Annotated in this window: 12 protein-coding genes; 6 read left to right on the plus strand and 6 right to left on the minus strand. The window is 62.3% G+C overall.

Annotated elements, in window-relative coordinates; translation table 11 throughout:
- Positions 1-91: 91 nt before the first annotated feature.
- The 3 genes from IAE24_RS29490 (at position 92) to IAE24_RS29500 (ending at position 3,303) form a co-directional block, all read left to right on the plus strand.
- Positions 92-412, plus strand: a complete 321-nt coding sequence (locus tag IAE24_RS29490; RefSeq protein WP_013803351.1) for an ArsR/SmtB family transcription factor — start codon at positions 92-94, stop codon at positions 410-412.
- Between the two features lie 71 nt (positions 413-483).
- Positions 484-2,016 carry a sigma-54 interaction domain-containing protein gene (locus tag IAE24_RS29495; protein WP_071954838.1) on the plus strand — a complete coding sequence of 511 codons (1,533 nt, stop codon included), beginning with the start codon at positions 484-486 and terminating at the stop codon, positions 2,014-2,016.
- 108 nt (positions 2,017-2,124) lie between these two features.
- Positions 2,125-3,303 (plus strand): DUF4272 domain-containing protein, encoded by a 1,179-nt coding sequence (locus IAE24_RS29500; RefSeq protein ID WP_199962508.1) that lies wholly within the window; start codon positions 2,125-2,127, stop codon positions 3,301-3,303.
- A gap of 39 nt (positions 3,304-3,342) precedes the next feature.
- Here IAE24_RS29500 and IAE24_RS29505 read toward each other — a convergent pair whose 3' ends face one another.
- Genes IAE24_RS29505 through IAE24_RS29520 form a run of 4 tightly spaced genes read right to left on the minus strand, consistent with a single transcriptional unit; the run spans position 3,343 to position 6,252 of the window.
- A complete protein-coding gene (locus IAE24_RS29505; RefSeq protein WP_233626430.1) occupies positions 3,343-4,023 on the minus strand; it encodes a hypothetical protein in 681 nt (226 codons plus the stop codon).
- 28 nt (positions 4,024-4,051) lie between these two features.
- Positions 4,052-4,795, minus strand: a complete 744-nt coding sequence (locus IAE24_RS29510; RefSeq protein ID WP_199962509.1) for a hypothetical protein — start codon at positions 4,793-4,795, stop codon at positions 4,052-4,054.
- A 36-nt stretch (positions 4,796-4,831) separates the two neighbouring features.
- Positions 4,832-5,530: a hypothetical protein gene (locus IAE24_RS29515; protein ID WP_199962510.1), complete on the minus strand. Its 699-nt coding sequence runs from the start codon at positions 5,528-5,530 to the stop codon at positions 4,832-4,834.
- A 23-nt stretch (positions 5,531-5,553) separates the two neighbouring features.
- Positions 5,554-6,252, minus strand: coding sequence for a hypothetical protein (locus IAE24_RS29520; RefSeq protein ID WP_199962511.1), 699 nt, complete (start codon positions 6,250-6,252; stop codon positions 5,554-5,556).
- Positions 6,253-6,374: 122 nt separating this feature from the next.
- Here IAE24_RS29520 and IAE24_RS29525 point away from each other — a divergent pair, with 122 nt between their 5' ends.
- Positions 6,375-7,025, plus strand: a complete 651-nt coding sequence (locus tag IAE24_RS29525) for a S24 family peptidase (protein ID WP_233626431.1) — start codon at positions 6,375-6,377, stop codon at positions 7,023-7,025.
- Positions 7,026-7,284: 259 nt separating this feature from the next.
- Here IAE24_RS29525 and IAE24_RS29530 read toward each other — a convergent pair whose 3' ends face one another.
- Positions 7,285-8,808, minus strand: coding sequence for a DUF4041 domain-containing protein (locus IAE24_RS29530; protein WP_199962512.1), 1,524 nt, complete (start codon positions 8,806-8,808; stop codon positions 7,285-7,287).
- Between the two features lie 260 nt (positions 8,809-9,068).
- Positions 9,069-10,811 (minus strand): NTPase KAP, encoded by a 1,743-nt coding sequence (locus tag IAE24_RS29535; protein WP_199962513.1) that lies wholly within the window; start codon positions 10,809-10,811, stop codon positions 9,069-9,071.
- A 366-nt stretch (positions 10,812-11,177) separates the two neighbouring features.
- Here IAE24_RS29535 and IAE24_RS29540 point away from each other — a divergent pair, with 366 nt between their 5' ends.
- Both IAE24_RS29540 and IAE24_RS29545 read left to right on the plus strand, forming a co-directional pair.
- Entirely contained in the window at positions 11,178-12,386 is a 1,209-nt protein-coding gene (locus tag IAE24_RS29540; RefSeq protein ID WP_199962514.1) for an SIR2 family protein, read from the plus strand.
- A complete protein-coding gene (locus IAE24_RS29545; RefSeq protein ID WP_233626432.1) occupies positions 12,383-13,189 on the plus strand; it encodes a helicase HerA domain-containing protein in 807 nt (268 codons plus the stop codon). The genes IAE24_RS29540 and IAE24_RS29545 overlap by 4 nt, the downstream gene beginning before the upstream one ends.
- Positions 13,190-13,197: the final 8 nt, after the last annotated feature.

The following is a 13,197-nucleotide window of genomic DNA, read 5'->3' on the forward strand; positions in this document are numbered from 1 at the left end:
CCCGCGGGGTCAAAAAAACTCCCCGGTGGGGGGGGGTATATGGCGGCCCCGCCAACCCGCCCACCCGCCATTACCAGGATGACAGACGCCTATGGACAGCCGCAATGACAGCATGGACCTGAGCGACGACAGCGTGTTCGAGAGCGCTGCGGAGCTGTTCCGTGCCATGGCGGCGCCCGTGCGCCTGAAGATCATCAGCGTGTTGTGCCATGGCGAGAAGAACGTGACCGAACTGCTCGCCGACATCACCACCACGCAGCCCAACATGTCCCAGCACCTGAACACGCTGTACCAGGCCGGCGTGCTGGGCCGGCGTCGCGAAGGCGTCAGCATCTACTACTTCATCGCCAACGCGCAGGCGGCGCAGATGTGCCGCGCCATCTGCGCCCAGGTCGCCATCGCGCAGGGCTGAGCGCGGCAGACCCGCAGGCTGCAAAAAGGGATCTCAAGGGGACCCAAGGCGACTCGGCTAGGATGCCATCCATGCCGCCCACACCCACCCTGGTCCAGCCCCTGCCGCTCGATGCCGACGGCATCCTCGCGCTGGCAGCGCGCTCCATGTTCCAGCTGTTCTCCACCATGAGCCAGGGCATGTTCCTGGCCGACAGGGCAGGGCGCATCGTCTGGGTCAACGAGGGGTACCAGCGCTTCCTGCCCGACCTGGGCGTGGCCTCGGTGGACGACTTCCTGGGCCACATGGTCGAGGACGTCATCCCCAACACCCGCATGCGCCGGGTGCTGGAAACCGGCGAGCCCGTACTCATCGACCTGCTCACCAACCGCGCCGGCACCTTCGTGGTCAGCCGCATCCCGCTCAAGGACGATGCGGGCGCGGTCATCGGTGCCATCGGCATCGTGCTCTTCGATCAGCCGGAGACCACGCTGCAGCCCCTCATCAGCAAGTTCGCCGTTCTGCAGCGCGACCTGGACGAGGCCCGGCGCGAGCTGGCCGCCCAGCGCAACCGCAGCCTGCGCGTGGCCGTGCAGGGCGAGCGTCGCGCCAAGTACAGCTTTGCCAGCTTTGTCGGCAGCAGCCCGGCCGCCGTGGAGGTCAAACGCCAGGCGCGCCGCGCGGCCCAGTCGCTCAGCCCCGTGCTGCTGCTGGGCGAGACCGGCACCGGCAAGGAACTGCTGGCCCATGCCATCCACGCGGCATCGGCCCGCACCGGCGGCCCCTTCGTCACCGTCAACATCGCCGCCGTGCCGGACGCCTTGCTGGAGGCCGAATTCTTCGGCGTTGCCCCTGGCGCCTACACCGGCGCAGACCGCAAGCCGCGCGACGGCAAGTTCAGGTTGGCCGACGGCGGCACGCTGTTCCTCGACGAAATCGGCGACATGCCCCTGAACCTGCAGGCCAAGCTGCTGCGCGCGCTGCAGGAGGGCGAGATCGAACCGCTGGGCTCCAACCAGCTCGTGCGCTTTGACGTGCGCGTGGTGGCCGCCACCTCGCGCGACTTGCCGCAGATGGTGCGCGACGGCCGCTTCAGGGAAGACCTCTTCTACCGCCTGCACGTGCTGCCCATCCGCGTGCCGCCGCTGCGCGAACGCAGGCGCGACATCCCGGCCCTGGTCGAAGTCCTCTCCGAAGAACTGGCCCTGCGCAACGACATGCCCCCGCCAGAACTGCTGCCCGACGCCCTGGCCCTGCTGGCCGGCCAGACCTGGCGCGGCAACATCCGTGAGCTGCGCAACGTGCTGGAGCAGGCCGCCATGCGCAGCGAAGACACCGCCATCAACGCAGAGCAACTGCGCGAAGTGCTGCGCTCATCCGGCGTGGAACCCGCCGCCCCCGCGCCCGGCCCCGAGACTGCACCCGCCCCGTCCCCTGCCCACAACAGCCCCGCCGACACCGACCTGCTTCGCCCCCTGGCCCAGCAGGTGGCCGAGCTGGAGCGCAAGGCCATCACCGCCACCCTGGCCGCCAACAGCGGCAACAAGCTGGCCACGGCGCGCCAGCTGGGCATCTCGCGGGCCACGCTGTATGACCGGATGGCGGTGCTGGAGCTGCAGGGCTGAGTCACCCGCCGCCTGCAGGCCGTACCGTCGCCAAGAGGCAGGGCGCTTTCTGCCGCTCCCAATCCCGGAACCAACCCCGGAACCAAGTCCGGAACCAATCCCGTGAACATGAAAAATCTCCTCATCCGCCTCAAGACCGCATTCAGCAAGCCCGCCCCCGAGCCCGCTCGCCAACAGGAACGCCAGCATACCCAGCACCAGCCGCACGAACCCCAGTCGGATGCCGCAGAAGACGAAGTACTCATCAACGCCTACTGCACCGTCTGGGACCTTCCCGCGCTTGACTTTCCGCACACGCTGGCCGGGCGCCGCGATCTTGCGGACCCTGAGCTGGCGCCCCATCTTTCCGGCTTTGTCGGCTATGTGCTGGGGCGCGGCGATGGGCAGATGACGCGCAACCGCTACCACGCCATGCGCCACATCCAGCGTGTGCAGCAGCACCTGAGCCTGGGCATTGCGCCGGACCAGCTCGATGCCTTTGCCGGCTGGGCGCAGCGCGCCAACGCCATCGCCTTTCTGACGGACGGTAGCATCCGCGATCCGCAAGGCCGCATCCTGCTGGATGCCAACGGCGCCGAGCCTGATGACCAGGCTGCGCTGCCCTATCCGCAGCAGGCCTGGCAGCGCAAGCAGCGCAGTGAGCAGGCGCTGGCGCAGCGCGGCTTCACGCCAGCGGCCAGCCTGCCACCGCTGATCTCCGAGCCCGAACTGCGCATGCGCGCACCCGACGAGATCGCCGCCCGCGCCTTCGCCCTGCTGGCCGTGGCCGTGCGCGCCGAATCACTGAACGACGCACTGAACGAAGCACTGAACAGTGGCGAACCGCTCACGCCCGACGAGCTGTTCCAGCGCCTGCCGGCCGCCCAGGCTGCGCTCACCCCCAACGAGCGCGAATTCATGGCCACTGCCCAGCCCTCCGAAGAGGCCATCGCCAAGTTCGGCTGGCGCTACGAAGCCGCGTATTTGCTGGAATGGGCGCTGGGCCTGGTCGATGTGCTGCCTTTCCCTGACGCCATCTGCGACGTGCCGCTCACCTCGCGCACCCTGCTGCAGGCGGGTGACCTGCAAGGCGCCCTGCATGCCGCACGCATGCGGCCCGACAGCGAAATCCTCGACGCACTGGACCAGCACTACCGCCTGCACTGGATCGTGCGCCAGGCCCAGGTGCAACAGCAGCCCGCGCCAGCCGGGCTGAGCGCCGACGTGCTCATGGAACGCCACCATGCGCTGAACTGGCTGGTGCGCTTCGAAGGCAATGACTGGGATGACGTGGATACGCCCACCTGAGGCGTGCTGCGCAGGGCGCCTGGCTGCCGCGGCCACAGCTCAACCCACGCCCAACTGCTCCAGCGTGATGCACGCCAGCCACCTGCATCCATCCAATGGCCAGGCGGCGTCATCCGAGATGCAGCGCCCGGCGGCGTCCATCTGGATGCGGATGACGTGGCGGTTGGCGCCGGGCCTTGACCGGCGGGCGGGCATGGCCAGCAAGGTTTCGGGCAGCGGCTGCGCTGGTGGATGGGGTTCGAGACGCGTGAGATTTTTTGCAGAACGCAGGCGCAGCGGTGATCGCTCCATGCCGATCACCCAGGTCCAGAAGAGCGCCGGGTGGCGAAACCTGTGGCCTGGCATTTCCAGCAGCAGCATGGCGCTGCCGCCCCGCTGCATGGCTTGGGCACAACGCAGCGGAGCGAGGGCGGGGAAATTCTCAAGCTGCGCTTTCCAGCCGGGCAGCAGCAAAGCCAGAACCTGCGCCAGCTCTTGCGGGCCGGGCTGCGGCGTCAACTGCAGCGGCAATTGCACCTGCAGCCATGCCCGTTGCCGCAGCACGGCAGCGCATCGCCGTGCACACCACCAGGCGCCCAGCGGATCGGGCAGGCACTGGGCATCGGGAACCGTGGGCAGTGTGGCCCAGCGCGTCTTGCGCGTCTGTGTACCCACCTCGTAGCGCCATTGCGTATCGAAGCGCAGGCCGGGCATGAAGGTACGAATGGGAGACCTGGGCATGTGCATTGCGGCTGCAGATCCACCAGCGTCAGGCCGGTGCGGGCCTGGCTGCAAGCGTGACCGTGCCAAGCCACTGGCATGGGTGCCACGGGCCGCCCGCATCATGCAGGAGGCAGGTCCCGTCGGCTTGCACCTGGATCCGGGTGGCGTACCCGCTGGACCAGGGCAGGGTCGAGCCAAAGGGCAGGGCAAGCAAAGCCTTGGGAGGCGCCATGGCCTGCGTACCCGGTGACGGCAATGTGTCGGACGCAACGCAATCGTCGGTGCACGACAACGGCAGCTCCGGCTCGTACCCCACCACCCAGGCCCAGAAAATGCCCGGCTTGGGCCCTTCGCATTCCGGTGACTCCAGCATCAGCAAGGCACTGCCTCCCTGCTCGACGGCCTGGGCGCACAGCAAGGGCGTCCGGGCGCATTCAGCAGGTGCCTGCACGTCCCAATCGGGCAGCAGCACATCAAGGATCTGCGCCAGCTCCTCCACGCCGGGAAGCGGGGGCAGGTGAACCGGCAGCCGCAGGAACAACCAGTGCTGCTGCTCCAGAACCACGGCGCACCGGCGAACGCACCACCAGGTGCCATAAGGGTCGGCTGGGCCAGCAAGGTCGGAGGCCATCGGCAGCTGTGTCCAGCTGGTCTTGCCGGCTTCCGCACGCCTTCTGTATTGCCAGTGACCATCGAAGAGCAGGCCGCTGATGAGGCGTTGACCGGGACTACCTGGCTCCAGCGGAATTTCCCGCTCGTACTGCTCTGGCGTGAGATTGGAGTTCTGCATTTCTTCGGGTCAGGAAAGCCGGTCAGAAAAAGCCGGTCAGGAGAAGCTGCCGTTGACGGCAATGTCGTTGCTCAGTGGCTCCAGCGTGATGGCCGCCGTGCAGCGGTATCGGCTTGCGCGCGCATCCAGGCCATCCACATCACACAGCCCCTCGCCATCCACCGTCACCCTCAAGGCGTGATTCCATGCCAGGGGCGAGCCGAAGGGCCAGATCAGCAGCGCGCCAGGACGCCCGGGCATGTCGAAGGCTGAAATGCGCTTGGCACGCTGGAATCTCTCGTGCATTTCCACGCCGATCACCCAGGCCCAGAAAACGGCTTGCACGCCATCGCTCGAATCCTCGGTCTGCAGTTGCAGCAAAGAGCAGCCACCGGCAAGCAGCGCATCGGTGCTGCGCAGCAGCGGCGCCTGTGTCGAGGGCTCATCCAACACCTTCACGTTCCAGTCCGCAAGCATTGCGCCCAGGGCCAGCGCCACATCGCCACATTCCGGCTGCGCAGGCAGGCCCGAGGGCAGATGCGCGGAACGCCAGGGCCTGCGATTGAGCACTGCAACGCACTGGCGCACGCACCACCAGGCCCGCTGTGGATCTGCTGCAGCCATGCCGCCTGCCCGGGTTGCCGGCAGCCGTGCCCAATAGGCTCGGCCTGAAGGCGTGAGCGCCGAGTAGGTCCACAGTCCGTCAAAGCGAAGCCCTCGGGTGAAGCGGTGGGTGAGGTGCGTGGTCTCATCCATGTGGGACCTTGTCTTGGTGGACTTCAACACGGTGCGTGCCCCGTCAATGGCCCTGCATTGCCGCGCTGCGCGGGCGACAACGTGATTGCGGCCAGGCAGCGGCACTCGCGCCACTGCCCGTCAATGCCATCCACATCGCAATGCCCGTCGCGGTTCACCTGCACCCGCGCCGCATAGCTGCAGGCCCAGGGCATGCTCCAGCCAAAGGGAATGGTCAGCAGCGCGGCAGGGCGGGGCGCACGGCATGAGGGCCATGGCTTCACCGGCGCGGGCAGCATTCTCTGATGCATCTCCACACCAATCACCCAGGCCCAGAACGTGCTCTGCGGGCGCCGGTTCAGCGCCTCTGACTGCAGTTGCAGCACGGCCCCGCCGCCCGCCAGCAGCGCCCGGGTGCAGGACTGCAGCGGACTGTGCCCGGCCCCTGCGCTGAGCTGCACCTGCCAACGCGGCATCAGCGCGTGCAGAGCCAGCGCCACATCTTCCGGCCCCGGCCGCAAGGGCATGCCTGGCGGCAGATTCACCGACTGCCACACCTCCCGCCGCAGCACGGCAGCGCAGCGCCGCACACACCACCAGGCGCCATGCGGATCGGCCGTGCCCGCATCCGGCTGCCCCAGCGGCAGCCGCGACCAACAGGCCCGGCCCGATGGCGCGCGGGCGGCGTACTTCCAGCGTGCGGCGAAGCGCAGGCCGGGGGTGAAGTGGTGGGTGATGTGCATGGATTCCAAAGTTGCGGCCAATCGCGATGGCTGATGAATTGGTAGATTTCTTAAATTAATACAGCAATGCTTTATTAAATCAAGTATTGGTTTGTATCAATTGTCAAAAGCAGAATCCAGCAATGCTTGAGAAAACAGCGGAGCTGATGCGGGTCAGATTGGGGGCAGCGTTTGCCCGGTGGCAGCCTGCGGATGGCAAGAAAACCAAGAAGCGCCTCGCCGAATTGTGCGAGAAGGAACTCGGCGTCAAGTGCACTCCCCAAGGCGTCAATGGCTGGTTCAAGACTGGCCGCATGGACAAGATGTGGCTTTCCGTGGTCGGAAGAATCCTGAACGTAGACCTGCTTTTGGACGTTGATGTTTCCGCAGATGGCGCGGTCTCGGCCGTGGGGCGCGCCTATCCTCTGAGCTTCACGGGACCGTCCCGCCGCCGGAGGATTCGCCTCGTGGAGTTCGGAGACGACAGCCCCTCACAGGGCGCCTTCTTCCTTCAACTCGATGGCGATTCCATGTGCCCCGAGTTCCGCGAAGGTGACCGGGTGCTGATCGACCCTGCCGTCACACCGCAGCCCGGCGACTATGTGGCCGCCAACTCCGGAAAGAATGAAACCCTGTTTCGCAAGTACCGGCTGCTCGGCCACGATGACAGCGGCGAGGAGGTTTTCGAGCTGATGCCGCTCAACCAGGACCACCCCGTTATGCGCAGTGACAACTACGGGCTTTCCGTGATCGGAACCATGCTGGAGTTGCGCCGGAAGTTTCCGCGACCGTGAGCCGAGGATCTGCCAGTATGCGCAGTTCCGTGAACACGGGGCTGGAACGCAATGTGACGCGGAGCATTTCCTCAGGACTGGTCAACCGGCTTGGCCAGTCGTCCAGCGCCTGGTCTGATATCTACTCATTTTGTGACGCTCATCTGTTGCCTGCAGGTGTCGGCTTTGCAGCGTGAGTCGACTGTCGATGCCGACAGACGTATTCACGCTCGTTGCCAACGAGCGGTCAATCAACGCAGTGGTCAGAAGTTTCACCAGCTCACTGCGCGCAAGACGCTTTGTCTTCGAAGATATCGCGCCCAGAATCATCGACTCCGCTGGCAACCAAAAGATCAGCCCCGGCGCCTGCTGCCACAGCCAGTTCCGCCGCTTGGATGGACTCCGCCGGCATGACCATCCGAAGGCTCTCGCGGTACTGCTCTGCCGCCGCCGCATGCACCACTTCGACCACTGCGTCGTAGTTAGCCCGGATCACCCCTTCGATCTCTTTGAGGTCGGCGCGGAAGAACTCTTTGCGCCCGTTGACCTTGTTCATGCGTCCTACTGCAAAGTGCGCGTGCAACTTTGCCTCGAGCGCCGGTGCGTTATCGGAGAACACCAGGGCGTGCACGTCGAATCGAAATGGCACAGAGGCATCACCTAGTTCGTCGACTCGATCCATGGGCTCCAGACGTCTTGTCATTCCAATCTTGTAGACCCCTTCGCCGAACGCGCCAATGTTCGAGATCACGTATACATAGCCGGCTCGAGCGTTCTGCTCGCGGTAATCCAGGAGTCGCTCTTCTTCATCAAGCGCCCGGTTTTGCTCCACCACTTCGGTGAGGCGTGCCTGCAGGCCTTCACGCTCTTGCTCGTTCTGGGTGCTTGCCAACCGAAGTTGTAACTTCTGAATTGCACTGGCAAAGTGCCGACGCTCCTTGTCGATTTTGGCACGCACCTCACGGATTTCGCGCTCCAGCTTTTCCTGCTCACGCTGGTCCTCGCGAGCCTGGCGCGCCATCTCTTTCTCCTCGGCGCGCTTCACTTGGAATTCGTGAGCTAAGTGCAGCTCTACCAACTTGCGCTGAAGGACCACTTCCGTCCACCAGCACTCTGTCCGCTTGAGCAATTTGTTGCAGGCGTCGAAAGACCGGCGGATACGTTCTTCCATGCGGTCGAAGTTGTTGAACTTGACATTGTCGATGCAGTTCTCGCACTCGCTGTTGAATGCGCGCAGCGAGAGCTTTAAGACATCCTTGCGCAACTGTTTCCACTCTGTCTTTGTCAGCGTGACCCCCGCGTGGCCCCAACTTTCGACTTCTTTGCTTAATCTTCGGGCCGACTCTTTCTGCTCCTCACGGATTGCATCCAAGCGGCCCTTGTAGTCGGTGCTGTTGGTGAATTGATACTTGGGCACGTACAGCGCGAACGATTCGAGCTCCACCGTGTCCTCTGCAACCAGGATTGCCTTCTGGATGTCCTTCAAATTGCGAAAGGCGGCGTTCACTTCAGCTTGGGCCGTTGCCACTTGGACCTTGGTCTGTGCAAGCCGGTCTTCCTCCATTTTGACTAAGCCTTTGATTTCATCCAGCCTCAGGAGGCCACTTTGCTGCAGTTGGCCCTCCAGCACCTCGCAGCGCTTTCGAAGTTCGTCGGCAGACGACTGCGAAGCCTTCAGCTCTTGTTCTAGTCCTTCGGCTCGGACCCGGTGCTTTGTCCCGTTCCAGAAGTCACTGAGTGTCATCTGTCCTCCACTTTTTGTTCCGTTTGCGATGACTATATCCGGGGTGAAAGTTTCAGTCATAGCCACTCACTTGGCACCAACCTAAGGCAATTGCCTTCGGCAAGAATCCCACTTTGCGTCGGCCGGCACCAGTCGCAGATATGCCAGGAGCGAACATTCCCATCCACGTACAACCAGTCTGATGGCAACCTGGCGGTGGTGGCCATCGGTGCTAGTGTTTGGGGGATGACCACCATTTGGGTGGTGGATAGAGTCGCGGGCTACATGCAAGGTAGGCTCAACAAGCCCAACAAGCGCAAGCCGCCTGGTTGAGATTTCAGCTAGTTAGCTTTCAAGACAGGTTCAGCTTGTGCGGCTGGTGGCGGGGTGAGTTCCACCGCCAAGGCGGTCCTGGCGAAGAGCTTCTTAATCAACGCTGCGAGCCGAGGGGAGTTCGGGTCGTTCGAAATCGCGCGGCAGGCGTCAACAAAGTGCTGGGTCGCCGTGCCGAAGTGAGCATCGTAGGTCGCCCTTTTAAGGCGCATTTCGATCATCCGCCGCATGAATCGACGCAGCGTGTCTATGTCCATGCCTCGTATTGCGGCATCGAAATCCGCGGCCGTAGCCCGCTTCAAGGCCACCTCTTGTAGCGTGCCCCACCCGCTGTTATCGATGATGTCGATGCATGCATCGACCACTGTCGCGCTCGCTTGGGCGCGCGCCTTGGCGGCATCCAACGCCGCCTTGATGTCGGGATGGATCGGGTTATTGAATGGGTTGTCGTCCTCGACATCGTGGTGATCCCCTGCCTCGAAGGCGGCTATCCACGCGTCGACGATCGCTTGGCCAAGTGCCTGTCCATCGGTGAGCTCAGAGAGTGTGTCGAAGAGTTGGGTCGTGACGTATGGATCCAGAAATTCGGCACATGCAGGAAACTGGGAGGCCTCCGCCAGCAGATCGGCATCGCTCACACGATGGTCCCAGAACGCCCGCTTCAAAAAGTCGCGCGCCGCCTGCGTGGCTTGCAACGCCTGCGTCTCGGGGACGAATCGGTCGATGATGGCCTGTACTCTGTCCGCGTCGAATAGCCCAGATTCCAAAAAATCAACGAGCACCTTCTCGAACTCGCCGCAGCCGTAGACGCCAAGTTCTTGCATGAGTAAGCGCCAACGTTCCTCGCGCTTCTCCTGCTCGGTGGGCTCTGCGTTCTTGTCCCGGCCGAAATCCACCCAGTCCGGGTTCCCCACGTTCAGTGCGAATTGGAAGTCGGGCCCATCTTGGATGCCACGGTAGTGGATCGCAGAAAACAGGACGATCGACGGCACCACTCGCGACTGGATCGCTTGGTCCAAATCGCGACTGATCAAGATCTGGTTGGCTGTCTTCATCACCTTGCCCACTATGCGGATGTTGGTGAGTCCGCAGACCGTAATCGCCTGTCCCAGCGCCTGCGCGTATTTCGATGGCGTCAGCTTGAGGGCGATCGAGAACGCCTCCTCCGGGGAGGTCGACAGCCTGACTTCCTCGTCGATAACCTTTTCGCGGAACGTTGCCCACAGCTTCGCTTGGTCGCCGTCAGTGGATAGCTGGTCGTCATTTAGCACTAAGACGAACCTCACGCGAAACTGCTTGGAGTAGTCGTCGATGAAGCCCAAGACCTCGTCGATACCAAGCTTTGCGTGCTTGCTCTCGATGTCGTCGATGACTATTAGCTTGTCTCGGAGCACCACCGGCGCCATTAACAACACGTTGAGGTCCTTGAGGGCGGCCATCGCCTTGTAGTGCTGTGAGGCGGCGGTCACGCCTGCGTTAAAGAGGCTCTTGATGCCATCAAACACGCCACCGTGCGATTCGACGCCGGGAATGGCCGACTCGATAAGCTTGCGCTTGACCTGGTCGATGCTCGAGAGGCCGAACAGCGACACGTAGAGGGCGTTCTTGATTTTCTCGTCGTCCGATACATCCTTGACCTCACTCCACAGGTGCGTCTTGCCAGTGCCCCACTTGCCCGACAGAGCGATCACGCTGTTCTCGTCCTGTCCAAGCAAACGGACCAACCGCGCCTTAGTTTTTGATAGAGACATGCTTTCCTTCTTTGGGGAACGCGACGGAGGTCGCCCTTGCGGCTTCATAATGTGCAGTTCTGGAAGTCCATGGCCATTCTGTTCGCCTTAGGTGTCAATCTGGCGCCCTGCATTAGATAAGCTCCCTAATCTTGTTCTTATATCTTGAAGCAGTCGGTCCTCGATGACGGCTCTTACTCACCGCCGTTAATTGTGCGCATGTCATGATTGCTCAGACGGAGCCCGCCGGCAACGCGAGTTGAGGTCTTGAGCGACTGCTGCTGCACGCGGAGCGCTTGGAACGTGGATTGCGATAGATTCCAGTATCAATTTGCCCCGCCTGCTGAGACGATTCACGTTTCAAAAAAAGATCCAAGGGAGCGGTTCGTGATTTCAATCGACGACATCTACGACAAGGACATCAACTTCCTGTTCGGATCAGGAGCTTCGACTGGCCTGCTGCCTACGCTTCAGCTTCAGATGCGAACGGGCGTAGGTGATGGACGGTATTCGCTCGAAGAACTGGCCACCAACTTCGAGCAAGAGGATGACGACCGTCGGCGCCTCGTGCCGCTGTTCATGCACTACTACACGTCGTGCATCCGTCCGGCGGAGCGCCTAACTCTCGACGCAGCCAGGGCTACCGACGCGGGCGCCAAGACGATCAAGAACTACCGGACTTTCCTGACAACGGCGTTGGAGATGATGAGCCGCCGCAAGCAGCTTGACCGACGCTGCAACCTTTTCACCACAAACTACGACGGCTGCTTCCCGCTTGTGGCTGATGAGCTCATCAAGGAGGGACGCACCGACTTCGTCTTGAACGATGGCACGCGTGGCTTCACCATGCGTGTCCTGCAGGCCCGAAACTTTGGGTCATATCTATGTCAAGCCGGCGTTTTCGGGCGCTACCAAAGCAGCATTCCCCAAGTCAACCTCATCCATCTTCATGGGTCCGTGTATTGGCGCAAGGCTGGCTCGATCATCCAGGTCAGCTACGACACAGCCGACCATGAAGACCTGCTCAGTGCGGACACAGCCGCCTTGCTGCAGCCGTTCTCGGCCGCGTTGAACAACTCAGACGCGGAGCTTGCCCAACTGCCGGCCATCGGCATCAACGACGATAGGCTGAATTCGTTCTGGGAGAAGTACCAACGCATGCCCATCGTCAATCCGACGAAATGGAAGTTCCATGAGACGGTGTACGAGGAGCACTACTATCAGATGCTGCGCCTGCTCAGCTACGAGCTGGAGAAGCAAAATGCTGTGCTCATCACTTTCGGCTTCTCCTTCGCCGACGAGCACATCCTCAACCTCGTGATGCGTTCCCTGTCAAATCCGGGGCTCCAAGTTTTCATCTGCTGCTACAGCCCGTCAGACCGAGCGTCCATGGAAGAGAAATTCAAAGGACACCGCAATGTCAAATGCTTGGCCCTTGACGGCGAAAACATGGACTTCACGGCCTTCAATGAGAAGGTGTTGGTCTGGAAAGAGGCGGTGGTTTCAGCGCCCGTGGCGGCTGCACCGCCTCCCGCAGGGCCTGCAGCTCCAGTAGTGGCGGTTGCCATGGACGACAACGAGGGTTTGGCCGGATGAGCATCCGAGTAGGCGAAGTCATTGCCGTCCAGGGGACTAAGGTCGTCCTGAAGATCGAAGAACAATCCAGCAAGGAAACGTTGTTCTATGGTGGCAACAAGTACAAAGGCGTCTCGATCCGGGAGTATCTGTCGATCCAACGAGGCTTCCGCGACATCATCTGCATGGTGGAGGGCGAGTACCTGGACGAGAGCCGTGTAGACACAGCCGACGGCAAAGCCACCTTCATACGCAAAGTGGAGGCGAGGCCCATCGGATTCTTTGACCGGAGCGGCTTCACGCAGGGCATCAAGTTCCTGCCCATGATTCAGGACGCGGCGTACCTGCTCCCTGAAGACCGCATCAGGTCCATTTTTGAACGGAGAGCCGACAGCCGCTTCAAGATCGGGCAGATGCTCAAGGAGGAGATTGCGGTTGGCCTGCCTTGGAAGAGGCTGTTCAACAGCCACATCGGCATCTTCGGGAACACGGGCAGCGGGAAGTCAAACACTCTTACCAAGCTCTACACTGTCCTGTTTGAGCAGAAGCTGGCGAACATCGCCGGGAAGAGCCGTTTCGTCATCCTCGACTTCAACGGGGAGTACGTCGGCGGGCAATTGGCACCCGCTGAGCATAAGAAGGTGTATCAGCTATCAACCCAAGAGCAGCCGGGCGGCGCTAATGCTGGTGACAGGTTCCCGCTTGCACCAGCTGAGTTCTGGGACTTAGAGACCCTTTCGCTCTTATTTCAGGCCACGCAGAACACACAGCGACCATTCTTTGATGTTGCCCCCGTATTCCCGACCCCGCTCTATTCGCAATAAAGCGCCTG

Origin of the sequence: Delftia sp. S65 (assembly GCF_016516495.1) — a bacterium.
GTDB classification, from domain to species: Bacteria; Pseudomonadota; Gammaproteobacteria; order Burkholderiales; family Burkholderiaceae_C; genus Comamonas; species Comamonas acidovorans.